The 18,459-nt window shown below is 38.8% G+C and carries 15 protein-coding genes; 7 read left to right on the top strand and 8 right to left on the bottom strand.

The annotated features are described in order from the left end of the window. Positions 1-7 precede the first annotated feature (7 nt). From BMY50_RS12400 to BMY50_RS12370, 7 genes are all read right to left on the bottom strand, one after another. Complete coding sequence (locus BMY50_RS12400; RefSeq protein WP_238383745.1) at positions 8-961, bottom strand: HAD family hydrolase; 954 nt, start codon at positions 959-961, stop codon at positions 8-10. 6 nt (positions 962-967) lie between these two features. Further along, complete coding sequence (locus BMY50_RS12395; protein WP_317040841.1) at positions 968-1,726, bottom strand: glycerophosphodiester phosphodiesterase family protein; 759 nt, start codon at positions 1,724-1,726, stop codon at positions 968-970. Between the two features lie 132 nt (positions 1,727-1,858). Next, positions 1,859-3,430 carry a RagB/SusD family nutrient uptake outer membrane protein gene (locus tag BMY50_RS12390; protein WP_093324667.1) on the bottom strand — a complete coding sequence of 524 codons (1,572 nt, stop codon included), beginning with the start codon at positions 3,428-3,430 and terminating at the stop codon, positions 1,859-1,861. Between the two features lie 32 nt (positions 3,431-3,462). Beyond that, positions 3,463-6,549, bottom strand: coding sequence for a SusC/RagA family TonB-linked outer membrane protein (locus BMY50_RS12385; RefSeq protein WP_093324664.1), 3,087 nt, complete (start codon positions 6,547-6,549; stop codon positions 3,463-3,465). 228 nt (positions 6,550-6,777) lie between these two features. Beyond that, a complete protein-coding gene (locus BMY50_RS12380) occupies positions 6,778-7,512 on the bottom strand; it encodes an MIP/aquaporin family protein (protein ID WP_093324661.1) in 735 nt (244 codons plus the stop codon). A gap of 189 nt (positions 7,513-7,701) precedes the next feature. Continuing rightward, positions 7,702-9,216, bottom strand: a complete 1,515-nt coding sequence (gene glpK, locus BMY50_RS12375) for a glycerol kinase GlpK (RefSeq protein WP_093324659.1) — start codon at positions 9,214-9,216, stop codon at positions 7,702-7,704. Positions 9,217-9,258: 42 nt separating this feature from the next. Further along, positions 9,259-10,878 carry a glycerol-3-phosphate dehydrogenase/oxidase gene (locus tag BMY50_RS12370; protein ID WP_093324657.1) on the bottom strand — a complete coding sequence of 540 codons (1,620 nt, stop codon included), beginning with the start codon at positions 10,876-10,878 and terminating at the stop codon, positions 9,259-9,261. A gap of 157 nt (positions 10,879-11,035) precedes the next feature. On the opposite strand from BMY50_RS12370, the gene BMY50_RS12365 reads away from it, so the two are divergent. The 6 genes from BMY50_RS12365 (at position 11,036) to BMY50_RS12340 (ending at position 16,480) form a co-directional block, all read left to right on the top strand. Then, positions 11,036-11,797: a DeoR/GlpR family DNA-binding transcription regulator gene (locus tag BMY50_RS12365; protein ID WP_093324654.1), complete on the top strand. Its 762-nt coding sequence runs from the start codon at positions 11,036-11,038 to the stop codon at positions 11,795-11,797. A 353-nt stretch (positions 11,798-12,150) separates the two neighbouring features. Further along, positions 12,151-12,396 (top strand): thioredoxin family protein, encoded by a 246-nt coding sequence (locus tag BMY50_RS12360; RefSeq protein WP_093324652.1) that lies wholly within the window; start codon positions 12,151-12,153, stop codon positions 12,394-12,396. 14 nt (positions 12,397-12,410) lie between these two features. Next, positions 12,411-12,836, top strand: a complete 426-nt coding sequence (gene nrdI, locus BMY50_RS12355) for a class Ib ribonucleoside-diphosphate reductase assembly flavoprotein NrdI (protein WP_093324649.1) — start codon at positions 12,411-12,413, stop codon at positions 12,834-12,836. Then, a complete protein-coding gene (nrdE, locus tag BMY50_RS12350) occupies positions 12,778-14,895 on the top strand; it encodes a class 1b ribonucleoside-diphosphate reductase subunit alpha (RefSeq protein WP_093324647.1) in 2,118 nt (705 codons plus the stop codon). The genes nrdI and nrdE overlap by 59 nt, the downstream gene beginning before the upstream one ends. Positions 14,896-15,057: 162 nt before the next feature. After that, complete coding sequence (nrdF, locus tag BMY50_RS12345) at positions 15,058-16,041, top strand: class 1b ribonucleoside-diphosphate reductase subunit beta (protein WP_093324644.1); 984 nt, start codon at positions 15,058-15,060, stop codon at positions 16,039-16,041. A 172-nt stretch (positions 16,042-16,213) separates the two neighbouring features. Beyond that, positions 16,214-16,480, top strand: a complete 267-nt coding sequence (locus BMY50_RS12340; RefSeq protein ID WP_093324641.1) for a YgaP family membrane protein — start codon at positions 16,214-16,216, stop codon at positions 16,478-16,480. A 72-nt stretch (positions 16,481-16,552) separates the two neighbouring features. On the opposite strand, the gene BMY50_RS12335 is transcribed toward BMY50_RS12340, so the two are convergent. Continuing rightward, positions 16,553-17,443, bottom strand: coding sequence for a bestrophin family protein (locus BMY50_RS12335; RefSeq protein ID WP_093324639.1), 891 nt, complete (start codon positions 17,441-17,443; stop codon positions 16,553-16,555). Between the two features lie 222 nt (positions 17,444-17,665). On the opposite strand from BMY50_RS12335, the gene BMY50_RS12330 reads away from it, so the two are divergent. Beyond that, entirely contained in the window at positions 17,666-18,454 is a 789-nt protein-coding gene (locus tag BMY50_RS12330) for a beta-carotene 15,15'-monooxygenase (RefSeq protein WP_093324637.1), read from the top strand. Positions 18,455-18,459 lie beyond the last annotated feature (5 nt).

The following is an 18,459-nucleotide window of genomic DNA, read 5'->3' as shown; positions in this document are numbered from 1 at the left end:
ATTTTATTTAATGGTTTTGTATAGGGTTGCTTTTATTCGCAGGTACTTTCCATTCTTTTGTAATATAATGGTTATTCCCTTCTGGGATATCATTGCAGTAAACGGTCAGCCCTTCATGCTTATCCCAATATTGTTTAACAGTGTAGCCATTCATCGCACCTGCATGAGCACCTTGCTCTACTTTTTCATCATCAGGATTGACAATTAACTTTATTCCAACTGATTCATTCATCATCTCCAAGTCGCCTCTGCTGTTCCCTCCAACAAATAGGGGACGTGTTTTAATAAAGGTTTGGATCGCTTCGGCTTTTCCGCCATCTTGGGGGATGGGGTAAACCATTTGATCAGTCACTTGGTTATTACTAATCACCGACTTAACCCCTAAGATGCGGTCTTCTGGGATACCTAAATTTTCCTTGACAAACTGCTGATAAAGTAATTCGGGAGAGGCAGACAGCACCCAAATTTCAAAACCATATTGTTGTAAGTTGGCTAATAGTTCACGCATCTCCGGATAGAATTTCTTTTGATACTTTTCATGGAAGCAATTCTTTCCGATTGTTTTCACTTCATCTGGCGTTAATCCGGCCAGAAAAGCAATTCGGTTTTTAACATAATTTACCCCTACATTATCACCGTGCAACATGGCCTCAATAATGGCCATTTTAGCTTTAGATAGGCTGTCAGTATGATGTGCATATGTTTTTTTGGCAAATGCATAGATGGCTTCATCCGCAAGATAATAAGGTGCCTGCCCAAAGAGCGTTCCATCACAATCAAATACGGCAACTTTTCTTTCTTTGATGATAGTTGTTGAATTCAGAAAGCTTTCCAGTTGCTGATTGATGTTACGGTTCCATCCCCCAATTGGTTTATAGGTCTGGGCAGTACTTGTTATAAAGATGAAAGAAAAGCACCCTAATAGTAGTGCTTTTCTTATCATACCGATTAACTGCATCATGACCAGTTATTTTTTATTCAATATGTCAAAAAGTAATTCCGGTTCGTTCGTGGTGATATAGTCAACCTTTTGGTCTAAAAGACTTTTCATTTTTTCCGCATCATTCACCGTCCAAACATTTACTGTCAAACCCAGTTTCTGCGCATCTTTAATCCAAGTTGGATTTTCTTCAAATTTTTTGAAGTGGTAATCGATTCCTTTAAAACCATCAGCCTTGGCCTCAGCAGGTGTTAAATCGCCATTGAGGTAGGCCACTTCAGCATTAGGGGCAAGTTTTGCAAGATGCTTTCCGGCATCTCTATCAAACGTAATGTAGTCAACCCACTTTTCAGCACCAACTTTTTTTACGAGTGCAACGGACATTTCAGCAGCTTTTAGCACACGTTCCTTACCCAGTTTTGACGGCTTTAATTCAAAGATAAGTTTTGTTCCTTTCTGTTTTAAGCCTTCTTTAAGATAGGCTTCGGCTGTCGGAATAGACTCTCCATTTGGATGTTTCTTAGCTAATAGCTCTTGGTAAGTTGCTGTCTCGATGTCAATGCCATAAAAATCTTTATTATGGTTCACCACTAGGATGTCATCTTTAGTTAAGTACACATCAAATTCAGAACCATAACAGCCTAAAGAGACAGCATGGTTAAGAGAAGCGATCGAATTCTCCGGTAGATTGGATACCTTCCAAGCGCCTCGATGAGCGATAACAACATTTTTGTTGAATTGAGCATAAGTGGTTTGCATAAGAGCAAATAAACAAATTACAGTCATTAAGAACGGATGTTTTTTCATTATTTTTTTATTATGTTGTTTAAAAACGATTAAGCAAATTACAAATATTCAAGTAAAACACGGGTAATTGCTTAATCGCTATTGTTAAGATTTTGATATTATTTTATTAAATTAATAGTTGGGGTTTTGTTCAAGATTGGGGTTTAAATCTAATTCTGCTTGAGGAATTGGCCACCAATAATCACGTTTCGCATCGAATTTTCGTGTTTCAAGAATTTGATTTTTCCAATTCTCTATTGGTGCATTCATAACAGATTCTGCCGTTTTCCAACGTCTCACATCATTGTAGTAAAGTGCTTCTCCGGCGAACTCAACCCGTCGTTCTTTTCTGATGGTTTCTCTCATAGCTTCTTGCCCTAAACCAGCTGCAATATTTGGCATGTCTACGCGAGCTCGTACTTGGTTAATATAATTCAATATGTCGGCGTGTCCGGGGCTGGATTCGTTTAGTGCTTCCACATACATCAATAACACATCAGCATATCTAAATATAATGAAGTTAGTTTCAGATTGACCGGACTTTAAATCTGCCTTATCAGAAGGAGGTGTTTCTTTATCATATATGGAATATTTTTTCATAGCATAACCCGTTTGAGCAAATGTGCTTGGTGTAACGGCTTTTCCTTTAAAGGTGTCGCCGGGAAAGACAATGGTTGCATACAATCGTGGATCGCGGTTCTCATAGGGCTTTTCAGGGTCGTAGCCAGCATTTGGATCGTTTATTGCTAACCCGTTCTTCATCTCATATGCATTTGCCAAACCTTGTAACGGTGCATTTGAATTATATTGACTATTGATTAGATCAAAGGAACTTCCTGCATCCGGAAATAAAAATTGAACATCGAAAATAACCTCTCGATTGTTCTCATTTTCCGGTAAGAAAAGATTTCTGTAATTGTCAAAAAGGGCGTATCCTGCCTCGGCAGCTAAATCGATCACGGCTTTAGCAGCAATAGAGGCAGTTTGCCATTTTTCGATATTATTATCTGTGTTTAATAGCGGACTTGCTTCGTATAAAAGTGCGCGGGCTTTCAACGCAAGTGCCGCCCCTTTGGTTGCTCTACCAACATCTGCACCGGTATATTTCACCGGAAGTTTTTCTGCAGCAAGATCAATGTCTGTTAGTACTTGTTGTATGACTTCCTCTCGACTATTTCTCGGTAAATCTTTTTGAGAGTCAGGGTCTGGCGCGTCTAAAATAATCGGTGCACCGCCGTAATAGGTCGCCAGCGTAAAATAATAAAATGCTCTTAAAAAGTAAGCCTCTCCCTCCATTCTACTCTGTACCTCCTGTGTTAAGCCTACTTCTCCTATACGTGCCAAAAATGTATTGGCCCTGCCAATCCCTTGGTAAGCTTGTTTCCATCTAGCGCTGATCACAGCTCCGGTACTTGCTGATTGTTGACCTCTACCAATAGCATCGAAACCCTGTGTTCCAGCACTATAACAAAAAGCATTAGGCGATGCCCCCTCTTCCCATAGTGGGGTAGCCTCACCTCCATATAAACCATCTCCCTTTAAAGTGGCATAAATTCCAGTGAGCGCAGCATTGGCAGCAGCTTCTGTTTTCCAAAAATTGCTTTCAGTATATTTATTATCGGGCGCTGTGTCCAGCAGATCAGGGTTACAACTACCTAATAAAAGCATGGAACAGAAAGTGGCGATTATATAAATTCGTTTCATATTTCAAATTTTTATGAATGTAAAATAATGTGCTAGAAGGTTACGTTGACCCCTCCACTAATGGTTTTTAGCATAGGATAATGATATAGCGAATTGGCATCGATAATAGTCTCCGGATCAAATCCTTTATATTTTGAGAATGTAAGGTAATTTTCAGCATTCACAAACACAGAAAGCCGCGCGATCTTAATTTTTGATGTCCATGCCTGCGGAACTAAATAGGCCAACTGAAGGCTTTTTAAACGCAAGTAAGAACCACTTCTCAGCCAGAAATCCGATTGTAAAAAGTTATCCTTATTTCCGGTGCTTTCAGTTACAATAGGTAGTTTCGCATTTGGGTTTTCAGGTGTCCAGGCGTCTGTCAACCACTCAGTTGTAGCCCCTGCACCGTTATTAAAGGGATATGCTAGGTTTGCAGTTGGATAAATTTTGATGCCACCTATACCCTGAAACGCGGCTTTCAGTTCGAATCCTTTATATGCGACATTAAATCCGAAGCCATAGGTGTATTTTGGTATAGAGGAAGATTCACTTATTGCTACCCGGTCCTCCCCATTAATGATATTATCACCGTTTATGTCCTTATAGCGAATGTAACCGGGACGTGTAGCATTGCTTTGAAAAGCATGGTTGTCAATTTCTTCCTGATTCTGGAAAAAACCGTCTGATTGTAGTAAGTAATGCGCATTGATCGGGAGACCTTCTTTGGTGATAGTGGATAAATTAGTTTCAAAATTGTACAATATCTGACCACCCAGGTCAATTACTTTATTCTTGTTATAGGATACGTTGCCTTGTATGCCGTAGTTAACTTCACCGATCTTATTTCGATACTGAGCGACCAATTCGAGCCCTGAGTTATCTACTGTACCTACATTTCGTTTTGGTCCTGCCAAACCACCTACTTGAGAAGGCAGGTTAACCGTTCTTAGAATACCAGTTGTTCTTTTTTTATAAAAATCTGCTGTTACATTGATTTTACTTTGTAGTAGCTCAAAATCTAGACCGGCATTATAAGTCGTAGTTGTTTCCCAAGATGTCAGCGGATCGGCATAGGCGTTCGCCGCAGCTCCAGAGGCTAATAGTCCATTTATGCCCCCGAAACTGTAATTCTGCCCTAAGGCGATACTATTCTCATAGCTATACAAATCTACTGCTTGATTACCAAGACGGCCTACTGACGCCCGTAATTTCATCAGGTTGATAACTTCAGATTGAAAGAAAGATTCTTGATCTATTCGCCACCCGGCCGATATGGATGGGAAAAATCCCCAGCGATGCCCCTTGGCAAATCTCGAAGAACCATCGTACCGAAAGGTAGCTTCCAATAGATATTTGCCTTTGTAATCATAATTGGCCCGTCCAAAATAAGAAATAAGCACATCCTCTTCAAGGTGTCCAGAGATGGCATTCCGAATCGTGCCTGCATCCAATGCTGTTAGGGTTTCGTCGAGGTATCCAACCATTTCTGCATCAAAAAAGTTGTTGGAAAATTTGTCGTAACTCGAACCAATCATTAACGCTACGTTATGTTTTTCTTCAAACTGTTTTTTCCAGTCGACCGTGTTATAAAAGTGGATATTTAAGACGTTATCATCTGCCTTATTGGATCTAGGCGCTGTAGCAGGGCTATTCCAATTAATAGGAACTAATGTTTTTGGGTTAAAATGTTGTACTTGCGGCGTAAATCCTGATAGGAGTCCATCGTATTTATCAGCCCCGAACCTTACATTGTAGGTAATATCCCAAGGCAATTTATATTCACCAAACACAGACGCTAAAAATCGTTGCACAATTTTTCTATAATTTCCAGTTTCGGCAATCATTCTTGGATTCTCCCAATTGTTGCGTCCGGGAGTTCTTAACCAGGAATTTCCATAACGACCATCGGCAAGCGTATCGGTTAAGATAGGTAGGGATCTACTCAAATATTGGAAGAAATTTTTTCCGTAAAAAGGATAATCATAGTGTCTATAGTAGCCATCAATAGATGCGCCAACTTTTAGTCTCTTTGAAACATTTAAGGATGCATTAAATCCTAAAGAATATTTTTTTTCTTTGTCGGACGGACCAATGATAATACCGTTACGGTCGAGATAACCAAGCGAAAGACGATACTGGTAATTGTCTGAACTGCCCCCAAAACTTAAATTATGTTTTTGGATATTACCGTTTTTAAGAGCGATATCAAACCAGTTATTTGACGGGTAAGTATAGGGGTCTGTCTTCATACCGGCCTCGTATTCTGCAATTTCTTCATCACTATAATTAGGAAGTTGGGTACCTTGATTGGCTAGTGCCTGATTCTTCAAACGCATGTATTGGATAGGATCCCATATAACATCAGGCATAGTTGTCGGGTTTTGGATACCATTATAGTAGTTATAGTTCACCTGTGAAACACCAGCACCTTTTTTAGTCGTAACCAGTATGACGCCGTTAGCAGCTCTTGATCCGTAGATAGCAGCAGATGCGTCTTTTAACACCGTTACGGTTTCAACGTCATCGGGGTTTAATTCGTCCATTGAGTATTCGATGCCATTTACTAAGACCAACGGATTGTTCCCACTTAATGTACCCATGCCCCTAATTCTGATCTGAGATCGATCTACGCCAGGTTGACTTTGCCCTAATTGAACAAACATACCGGGCATTCCTGCTAAAGCATTACTTAGATTGGTCGTTGGCGAGCCTTCCTTCTCTTTCATGTTGAGTGTGCTGAGCGCTCCTGTAAGATTTTCTTTCTTTTGTGTGCCATAGCCTACTACAACAACGTCTTCCAGCATGGTGCTGGCCGATTCCAAACGTATAGTTAAATTTGCTGTCGCCTGATTTATCGTTGTTTCAAAGTATTTATATCCTACATATCGGAAGCTCAGTTTCGACTGAGGAGCGATGTTAACGCTGAAATGGCCATCACCATCGGTAATACCAAGCGTTTTTTCTGCGGAACTAATGGATACACCTGGCAATGGGGCTTTGTCTTCCGCAGAGACAACTGTTCCGCTTACGCTCAATCGTTCCTGAGCATACGCCATTGGCGATAACAGTATTAGCTTGGCAATTAAGAGGTACACATATGAGCCATGATACCTCGGTTTAGTTTCAGTTTTTTTCATAATATTTCATTTAAGTTAAGCTGTGATGCGTTTGTTGTTTTTTAGCATCAAAATGAAAGCTGCAATGTTAGTGCAGTTAGGTTTGTAAATGGTTAATATGGTATTAAGAAATTGTTAATATAATGTCTGCATTAATAGGGAGGGCCTAAAGCAGGATAATTGGTTAAAAATTAAAAGTATTTGTTCTCGTAAAATATTTTTACGTTTTCTTTCTGATTTTTCTGACCATCAAGCAAGCATTATATAAATTAGACAAGCAATAGCTGATCCTATTAAAGGGCCAACTACCGGCACCCAAGCATAGCTGGCATTGAAAGACGCTTTGTTTTTAATTGGAAGTATGGCATGCATCATTCGAGGACCAAGATCCCGTGCCGGATTAATAGCATATCCGGTGGTTCCTCCAAGGGATAAGCCGATTACCCAAACCACAAAAGCTACTGGGATGGCTCCAATAGAACCTAGTCCGATAGGTGTTTTCGTCTGCTCGATGGCTATTTCGCCATCTGTAAAAAAGAAAACAGCCAAAATTAACACAAAAGTGCCAATGATTTCACTGATCAAATTAATGGGTAGATTACGAATAGCTGGCGACGTACAAAACACAGCCTGTTTCAATCCTGGATCTTCCGTCTCATCAAAATGATCTTTATACATTAGCCATACCAAAAAGGCACCGCTCATAGCCCCTCCGATTTGGGCTATTACATATAGCAGTGCATCTTGATAGCCTAGGCTCCCCGTGAGGACCATTGCTAATGTTACGGCTGGATTTAGGTGAGCACCACTGTAGGGGCCGGCGATTACCACCCCGGTAAAAACGGCCAGTGCCCAGCCGGTGGTAATAACAATCCATCCGCCATTATTCCCATTAGTGCCTTTTAACAACACATTGGCAACAACACCGCCGCCTAAAAGTATTAAAATAAGGGTGCCGAGAAATTCTGCTATAAAAGGTGTCATAATTTGGTTATTCTTTATTAGTTACTGGTTGTTTGTTATCTGTTATTGGTTATTTTTTGTTTGTTATTGGGTTGTCAGAATAAGCTTAACACATTGATGTCGAAATATTTCAAGAGACGCTTCAATTCCGCTCGGGGAGACGAATGTCATGATGAAAAGCTTTAAGCTTTTCGCTCTCTACTTTTCGCTTTATTCATCATTTTTTGATTCAAGTTTGGCCCAAGCTCTTGCTGCTTCTACAGCATGATGCCAATTTTTTAGATGCTTTTTTACATCCATTTTACTATCTGGGTCGAATGTTCTATCAATCTGCCATTGACCTTTTAAGTCGTCCATATCCTTCCAATAGCCCACTGCCAAGCCAGCCAGATACGCAGCGCCAATAGCGGTGGTTTCTGTAATCTTGGGCCTGACAACCTTGGCCTGTAAAATGTCTGATTGGAATTGCATTAATAAATTGTTGTTAGTGGCGCCGCCATCAACACGCAGTTCTTTTATTTCCTTTCCGGCATCTGCTTCCATCGCTTTGAGGATATCAACTGTTTGAAATGCAATTCCTTCTAGTGCTGCTCGAGCGATATGTGAGGCATTACTTCCCCTAGTTAAACCTACTATTGTTCCGCGCGCATAAGAGTCCCAATGAGGTGCCCCCAGGCCGGCAAATGCAGGAACCAAATAAACGCCATCTGTATCTGTTACCTTGTTTGCTAATGCTTCTACTTCCTCAGATGATTTAATGATTCCTAAGCCATCCCGCAACCATTGCACAATGGCTCCAGCGATGAAGATACTGCCTTCAAGAGCATAGGTCACTTCTTTGCCAATTTGCCAAGCTACGGTCGTAACAAGCTTGTTTTTAGAAACGATAGGTTTATTTCCTATATTCATAAGCATGAAACATCCTGTACCGTAGGTGTTTTTTACCATGCCGGGATTTATGCATAATTGACCAAAAAGTGCCGCCTGTTGGTCGCCCGCAATGCCTGCAATTGGTATTTTATCGGTCAATATTTTGCCAGCCGTTTCACCATATACTTCACTGGAAGTTTTTACTTCGGGAAGCATGCTTTTAGGGATCTCAAATAATGCTAATAACTCTTCATCCCATTGCATGTTATTAATATTAAACAGCATAGTGCGAGAAGCGTTCGTTACATCCGTGACATGCTTTTCTTTATCCGTAAGGTTATAGATTAGCCAAGTGTCTACTGTTCCAAATAAAAGGTTACCCTCTTCTGCTTTCTTTTTTGCACCTTCTACATTCTTTAATATCCAACGTATTTTTGTGGCAGAAAAATAGGAGTCTATCAATAACCCCGTTTTCTCTTTGATTTTTTCATCGTAGCCTTTTGCCTTTAATTCGTCGCAATAAGATGCTGTTCTCCTATCTTGCCATACAATTGCGTTATGAATTGGTCGTCCTGTTTCCCGGTCCCATACGATAGTTGTTTCCCGTTGGTTTGTTATTCCAATCGCAGCAATATCGGCAGATTTAATGTCGGCTTTCACCAAGGCTTCTGCCACTACGGCGATTTGAGATGACCATATTTCACGCGGATCATGTTCTACCCAGCCAGATTTAGGATAAATCTGGTTAAATTCTTTTTGGCCAACGGAGATGATTTGTCCAGCACGATCAAAAATAATAGCTCTTGAACTAGTTGTTCCTTGGTCTAATGCAAGTATATATTTCTTATCAGTCATATAAATTTCAGGTTTGTAAGTTAGCAAAGAAAATTTATAACATTATGAATCGGTTGTTTTTGAGTAAAAAGGTTCCGCTAGATAACCATTGGCTAAATCATTGAAGCTGGCAATTTGTTGGCGAATCCATGAATCGTCTTTATGAAGTTCGTCAGACATTAATTGCGCAACTTTTGGTGCCATTTCTATAGCTGCACGAGCATCCAAGAAAAGTATGCGCATTCTTCTGGCTAAAACATCCTCCACCGTTCTGGCCATTTCATGTCGAACAGCCCAAACTACTTCTGCACCTATATGTGCATGTCGTGGATGTAATTGCTGTGCTAAACGATCGTCGTCAATAATGAGCGATTTGATAGGCTCCGCGTCTGACCCGTAAACAGCCCAATGGCCTTGCGCTGTTTGATTCTCTGCCCCGTGTATTTTTATATTGACTGTTTTACAGGGAGCAGGGGGAAGTTGCCCTGTTTTGATGGCTTGATTTACCGTTTCTTCTGCCATTTTTCGATAGGTCGTCCACTTTCCTCCCGTAATGGTGATAAGATCTTCATCGCTTACAATCAATTTATGGTCGCGCGAAATTTCTTTGGTGCTTTCTTTATCGTCGGTAGGCGCTGCCAGCGGCCTAAGTCCGGCAAAGATACTTAAGGCATCATTCCTTGTTGGTTTCCTGTTTAGATATTCACCTGCAGTGTTTAAAATAAAATCAATTTCCGTGTCGAGTGCACGTGGTTCTAAACTGTGCTCATTGAGGGGAGTATCTGTCGTGCCTAATACAAGGTGGCTATGCCAGGGCACACCAAAAAGTACGCGGCCATCACTTGTTTCGGGAATCATGAGAGCGCTTTTGCCTCCAAGGAAAGAACGTTCTACCACTATGTGGACACCCTGACTTGGTCGAACCATGGGTTTATGATTAGGATGTGCAAGTGTTAAGATTTCATCTACAAATACACCAGTGGCATTGATGACAGTCTTTGCATGAATAGTATACGATTCGTTACTTTCCTTGTCAACGAACGTAAATCCTTTTATTTTTCCGTTATTGTCTTTTTTTAGCGCCGTAACTTTTGCATAATTTAATAGGGTAGCGCCATATTGACTAGCTGTTTGCGCAAGATTAATTGCTAATCGTGCATCATCAAATTGCCCATCAAAGTATTCTATGCCCCCTTTCAGTTGAGATTGCCTTACTTCGGGTATTAAGTTTGATACGCGTTCTTTGGATAGCAAGGAAGATTTACCAATGCGATATTTGCCAGCCATCCAATCATATATTTTCAAACCTATTAGAAATTTCAGTTTGGCGAATAAAGTATAGCAAGGTATAATGAAACTTTGAACGTGCGCTAGGTGCGGTGCATTTTTAAAAAGGATACCCCGTTCCTTTAATGCGCTGTATACAAGCTTTATATCTCCTTGTGCAAGATACCGCACTCCTCCATGTACTAATTTTGTGCTTCTGCTGGATGTACCCTTTGCGAAATCTGATTGTTCTACTAATAAGGTTTTGTATCCTCTACTGGCCGCGTCTACTGCAATGCCTAGTCCGGTTGCTCCACCCCCTATAATGGCAATATCCCAACGATCGATTTGGGTTATTTCGTCAATATTTAAATCGCGGTTCAGTGAATAATGGTTCTTGTTAGCGGTATTTTGCATATGTGTATCACTTTGAGGTGATGTTATAAAGCAAAGTTAAAGGATCTAAATTAGAAATCAAAAATAATTTATTGAAATTAATTCGAAATAAAACGAAACAATAAAAAAGTAACTTGTTTTTGAAGGAAAAAGCCTAATTTAGCTACAAAAAAACACTATGAATAGCGTAGAAAGGCATCAGTATATCTTAAAGCAACTTCAAGAAAAGGGTTCGATCAATGTGCTTGAATTGGGAAAAGAATTAGACGTCTCTTCTGTTACTATTAGAAAAGATCTAAAAGTGTTAGAAGAAAGGCAAATGCTTTTTAGAACACATGGTGGAGCGACGCTTAATAACCCGTATACAAGCGATCGATCGGTTATTGAAAAAGAAAAAATGCAGTCGGAAGAAAAAGCCTTGATTGCAGAGACTGCTGCGAAGTTGGTAGAGGCAGATGACTCCATCATCATTGCCTCTGGAACTACTGTGCTTGCAATGGCCAGACATATACATCCGATTGGGAATTTGACGGTGGTCACCTCCGCATTAAATGTGGCAATTGAATTAAATAGACACGCCAATGTGGAGATCTTGCAACTGGGAGGTATGATGCGTTCTACTTCTGCTTCTGTGGCCGGGCCTTATGCCGAAAAAATTTTAGACGATTTTTTCTGTAGTAAATTATTTCTAGGTGTTGATGGGATTGATCCCGATTTTGGACTAACTACTACCAATGGTTTGGAGGCACATCTTAATAGAAAAATGATTGAGGTTTCTCAAAAAACAATCATACTGGTAGATTCTACAAAATTTGGTAAACGGGGTTTTGGCAGAATTTGTGGTCTAGATGAAATCGATGAGGTTATTACCGATCAAGGTATTCCTGCACATATGCTAAAAGAACTGGAAAGTAGGGGAGTGAAAGTGACGATTGTTTAGCCGGTTAATTATTAGTTGTGAGTTGCCGGTTACGAGTTGTTAGATAAGCAGCGGACATTTAATCCAAACCACTTGCTTGCCCGATGGCGTCCGGTCAAAGCGAGTTAATCAATTGAACAGTTATTTCATAAAAATCTTGAATAGGATTCATTATTAACTTATTAGCCTATCTGTAAATTCGAGTAATGGGTTACTTGTCATCGCATTGTCAGTCAATATAAAAACCATACCAATTTCCTTTTATTTTATAAATGTGGATTAATCCACCATTGTTGAAAATTATTTACATCGTATCTAAATACTATGGTGCACCTTTGCATTTACACCTCTATAAATAATAAAAATAAAAAGCTATGATAAGAGTGATAAAATTTGAGAAAGATAATTGTGCGCCATGCAATATGGTGTCAGAATTTTTGGATAATAAGGGTGTAGATTATGAAAAGATCAATCCTTTTGAAAATCCTGAAGTAGCTATGCAATTTAGGATAAGAACAGTGCCTACTGTGATTGTAACAAAAGGAAATGAAGAGGTGAAGCGGGTAATTGGGTTCAAACCCGAGGAACTTTTAATGATTAGCGGTTTGCAGAATGCCTAAACATCCGGCTAATTATGCAAGATTGGATCTACTATGATAGTAAAACGGGTAATGTTGCACGATTTGCAGATAAGCTGGAAATAGCGACAGGATGGTGTATTCGCCGTATTAGCGAAGATATGTCTATCGCCAATCCAGGGCATCTGATAACCTTCACTACCGGGAAAGGAGAAATTCCATCAAGCACTGATAAATTTATGCAGCATAATCATGAACTTATCAAAACAGTATCTGCAAGCGGAAACAGAAATTGGGGTCAAAATTTTGGTAAGGCTGCTGATACTATCGCAAATCTTTATCAACTTCCTTTACTATTTAAGTTTGAACTATCGGGCAGTATGAGCGATGTTCGGCAATTTATTAACAAGATAAATGAATACCATGAATACCACAGTAACGAAAAATCCCTCCATTGCGAAGAAGTGGATATTGCTCAATAACGAAATCATGACCAAGGATGAAGATGAATTCCGTCTTCATAAAGATAAAGAAGCAGTTAGGTCATATTTTCTGGATTATGTAAATAAGAATACGGTATTCTTCTATACCTTGAAAGAAAAAATTGATTACTTAATAGAAAATAGATATTACATCAATTTTTACGAGCATTACTCTTTTGAGCAAATGAAAGAAGTATATGATTTTGTTTATGCACGTAAATTTAGATTCTCTTCTTTTATGAGTGCCTTCAAATTTTTTCAAAGCTATGCCCTGAGGGATGATAGTGGTGAAAAATTTCTGGAACGGTACGAAGATCGTGTAGTGTGTGTGTCTCTTTACCTAGCAAGAGGCGATCTAAAACAGGCATTGGAATACGCTGAAATTTTAATCAATCAAGAGTATCAACCTGCTACGCCGACTTTCCTAAATGCAGGAAAATTGCGTTCGGGCGAACTGGTCTCATGTTTTCTCGACGAGATTGGTGATAGTTTAAGTGGTATCAGCTATGCGGTAGACGAAGCGATGAAGCTATCTTCAATCGGAGGAGGTGTATCTTTTAATATTTCAAAAGTACGTGCTAGGGGAGAAGCTATCAAAGGTGTTGAAGGTAGGTCGAGCGGCGTGCTTCCGGTAATGAAGATATTGGAAGATACGTTCTCTTATGCTAATCAGCTGGGGCAAAGACCGGGGGCTGGAGCGGTATATCTAAATATTTTTCATAATGATATCGAAGAGTTTTTGGATTGTAAAAAAATTAATGTCGACGAAAAGCTGCGCATAAAATCACTTTCCATTGGTGTCGTCATTCCGGATAAATTTATGCAGATTGCAGCGGATGACGAGGTTTGTTATCTGTTCTATCCACACACGGTATTCCAGGAGTATGGTAAATATCTTGATGAGATGGACATGGTTAAAATGTACGACGAGTTAGTGAGTAATCCTAAAGTCAAGAAACGTAAAATAAATGCGCGTCACTTATTAATAAAAATTGCTCAAACACAAAAAGAAAGTGGCTATCCATATTTATTCTTTAAAGATAATGCTAATAAAGGGCATGCTTTAAACGGTATCGGTTCCGTTAAATTCTCCAATCTTTGCACGGAAATTATGCAGCTGTCTGAAGTTTCGGATATGAATTCATATCATGAAGATGATACTATTCGTTACGGTATATCCTGCAACTTAGGTTCATTGAACATTGCTACCACAATGGATAACAAGCGCATTAAGGAGGTTGTTAAAACAGCTATGCGTTCTTTAACAATTGTATCTGACATAACAGATATAAAAATGGTGCCTACCATACAAAAAGCTAATAGGGAATTGCATAGTGTTGGATTGGGAGCGATGAATCTTCACGGTTATCTAGCTAAAAATTTCATTATGTATGAAAGCAAGGAGGCCTTGGATTTCTGTAATGTCTTTTTTATGATGGTTAATTTTTATTCCCTTGAATGTTCTATGGAAATAGCTAAAGAAAGGGGTGTGACATTTAAAGGTTTTGAAGAATCGGACTATGCAAGTGGTGTCTATTTTGATAAATATACTGCTGAAAACTACCAACCGGTAACGGATAGAATAAAAGAACTCTTCGAAGGGATAGAAATTCCTGATAAAGCTGCGTGGGAACAATTGAAGCAACAAGTGAAGGAACATGGTTTGTATCACGCTTATCGTATGGCCATTGCTCCAAATCAATCTACTTCTTATATTATGAATGCTACGGCTTCGATTATGCCGGTAGTCGATACTATTGAAGTACGTGAATATGGAGATAGTACTACCTATTATCCAATGCCTTACTTAAGCAATGATAATTACTTTTACTATAAATCAGCTTACGACATGAACCAAAATAACGTATTACGTCTAATTTCGGTCATTCAACGTCATGTAGATCAAGGTATATCAACCATCTTACATACAAATACTAAAGATGGTACACGCGATTTAGCTAAATATTATATCTATGCCCACAAAATGGGATTAAAATCACTTTACTATACGCGTACTAGGAAAGCATCGATTGACGAATGTATTTCTTGTTCAGTTTAGTTTCTAGTTGCCTGTTGCGAGTTGCCAGTTATCAGTCTTTGATTTCTTACGTTTCGTAACACGCAAAATATAACTCATAAAAATAATAAGTTATCCGGTTGCCAGTCACTGCATGTTATTTAAGTCTGGCAACTTATAACTCATAACTCACAACTAATAGTAATGAATCAATATCAAGCAGTAAACTGGAATACTCCGGAGAATGAATATGTCGGAATGTTCTGGGAACAGAATATAAGGCAGTTTTGGATAGATACGGAATATATACCGTCAAAGGATATTGATGTATGGAAAAAGCTTTCTCCTGAAATGCAGGAAACTTACAAAAAGGCCCTTGGAGGTTTAACCTTATTGGATACACTGCAGAGCCATACCGGAATGCCTAAACTGTTAGATCACATAGACGGATTACAAAGTAAAGCAGTACTCTCTTACATGTGTATGATGGAGGCAATACACGCAAAATCTTATTCAACCATATTTACAACAGTAGCAAGTACACCCGAAATAAATGAGTTATTTGAGTGGGTACAAAGTAACAAGTATTTGCAGTTTAAGGCAGCTACCATTGATCAGTACTATCGCTCATTAGACAAGAAAAAGGTAAGCAATGAAGAATTATTTATGTCATTGGCGGCTTCTGTTTTATTGGAATCCTTTCTTTTTTACAGCGGCTTTTTTATTCCCCTATGGCTTGCAGGGCAAGGTCAGATGGTTGCCAGTGCCGATATTATTAAGAAGATTGTAGCAGACGAATCCATTCACGGTGTTTTTGTTGGGTTATTGGCACAAGATGTTTATAAAAAACTTCCGAATAAAGAAAAGACCAAGAATGATGTGGTTGATCTGTTGATGCAGCTGTATGAGAACGAACTGAAATATACCGAAGAAATTTATACCGATGTAGGCCTTACAGCAGAGGTGAAGGAATATGTTCGTTACAATGCCAATAAGGCACTTATGAACTTGGGTTTTGAAGAAATTTTTGAAGTGAAGGAGGTGAATCCAATTGTGTTAAATGGTTTAAATTTAGAAACTACACAGCACGATTTCTTTTCAAAAAAATCTACTAATTACGAGAAGGCAACTCAGATAAGCCATTTACATGATGAAGACTTCAATCCTGACTTATCTGTGCCTGTTTAATATACTTTAGTGCGGAGCAAGAGCTTAAAGCTAGTGATGAATGATGAGTGATGAATCTTTGACGTTTTCGTCTTAATCTTGCTGCTTATGTCTGATATCTTGCTACTAGTACCCTAATACTTAAAACCTAATAGCAAAATCTTTGTTATATGATAAACGTAATTATTTTATCATGGCAAATGTTGGAAATAAAGAATACCTTTTGATAGAAAACGATCGGACACAAAATATGGATTTCTCGGAACGTGTCATTTCAATTGGTACAGGAACTTATATGATTTACAAAGGCGTACGCGAACTGCTGAAAAAACCTTTACTGGCCTTAGGCCAGGTGGCTATAGGGAGTGCTTTGTTGTACCGAGGCGCTACCGGGAATTGTGAATTAAAGAAGTTGGTTTCACAGAATTCGCAGCACGAAGGTCGCGCTGAATTTATTTAGTTTTTAGTTTTTCTAGTTTTCTTATAGAAACGTCTACCTTTAGTTTTATACTGGTAGACGTTTTTTTGTCTGCTACATACTTACACCAGCCTTTGGTCTTAACGGTTCCGGCAGGGGTATTTCACCCAATATTTCCCTTAAATCTATCTCAATGTTTTTAGCTATAGTGGTTACAGGAGTATCATTGGGTCTGTTTTCAAAAGGATCTTGTATCTGAATAGCTATTTGTTCAATAATTAGAAATATGAATGAGATAACGATAGAAAGCACGATGGTGAGATATCCCAGTTCTTTCACCATGGCGAAGGGAATTAAACAGGCGAAAGTATGTACCAGCAGCCAGGAAAAATAACCATAAGGAACGGGAAAAGGAGTATTCTTTATTCGTTCAGCCTTTCCCAGTTCGTCCGTTAAGTTCTGTATAATAGTCTCTAATTGGACCAATAAGTAAGTAGACAGCTCTCCCTGTGTATTAAGATCAGCTAATTGTTTTAGATTCATCATAAGGAGTGTATTGGGAACATGTTTTTTCGTCTTGATGATCTCATAATCATCCTGAGATAAGAGCCTATTTAAATGTTCTATTCCTCCCTGTCTTCGCAGATGCTTCCCCATCGATTCCACAAAACCAATTTGCCTATAAATGAGTTCTCTGCCAATGTCATAATGCTGATTTCCGACAAACCCCATTACCTCTCGGGCAAAAGTCCTTGAATTATTAACGACGGCGCCCCATATGATGCGAGCTTCCCACCAGCGTTTATATGCCGCATCCACCCTAAAACCCATGAGAATAGAAAGTGCGGTACCAACAATCGCTATCTCCGTTTCAGGAATGGCAATATGCCAGCCCAATTCAATATATCCTATACATACTATTGTTGCAACAAGTAGGTAAATAATTATCCATTTAGCGATTAACTGGAACATGTGCGTTGCGCGGATGTTGGTCTCAACGATCATATATTTTTTTTGATAAGGTTATTTTTATAAAGTAATCATATTTCACGATACGTTAACAGTAGATCGATAAGATTGTTTGAGACTTTATTAATACCGTTTTTTAACGGCTGCCGATCAGCAGGTGAATATATTTTTTTAACTTTAAGAACAAAAATACTTATTCACTAAGATGAGGCTAATAAAAAATTTTGTGGTAGGTTTGCATGTAATATTTAATATAGAATGATCCAGTTCCTTAAAGATAGTACTTTTGCTGTAAATGAAGTGATAAATGATGCCTGGCTTGTACTAAAAAGGCATTATTTTTCAATTGCCGGCCTTTGCCTATTGCTCTTTTTAACGTCAAATGCCTCTGGCATTTTAGCTTTTTATTTTAGCGAAGTTAGTCGTATTTTAAGTTCCTTTATGGCATTTTCTTTCGTGGTGATTTATTTTGGCATACAATTGACGTTATTCAAATATATCTTTCACGTTGTAGATAAAGATAATGAGCATTTAACACTTCAGGATACTATTCCAACAACTAAGGAAATCAGCTATTTTTTTGTAGGCATGTTGTCCTTACTGGCGATTATCCTAATAGCATTTGCGTTATTGGCGGTTCTTATTTTGCCAGTAATTTATATTTATAAAAGTACAGCAAAGGCGGTCGACTTATTTGCCTTCCTTTCAATAATTTTTTTGATCTGTTTTATGATGCGTGTAGCATTTTATCCCTTTTTTATTATTGATAGACATGAAAAGCCGTTCAAAGCAATACGTCTTAGTTTTGCAATAACAAGAGGGAATTTTCTGAAATTGTTATTATTGTTAACTTTTTTGACCATCTTACATTTATTGTCTATTTATTCGAACTATAGAGGATACCCTATGCTGTCGGCAGGATTGAGTTTAGTAAATTCGTTTTTAGTAGTTCCTCTCTCGAGTGTTGCTATTGCATTGGCATATAGACAGATGATGAAAGAATATAAGGGCGAGGAAGACCCTACCTTTATCAAAAATATTATTTGATTATA

The organism is Olivibacter domesticus (genome assembly GCF_900109575.1).
Lineage (GTDB): Bacteria > Bacteroidota > Bacteroidia > Sphingobacteriales > Sphingobacteriaceae > Olivibacter > Olivibacter domesticus.
The sequence above is the reverse complement of the archived record's forward strand: the minus strand, read 5'-3'. Positions and strand labels throughout refer to the sequence as shown.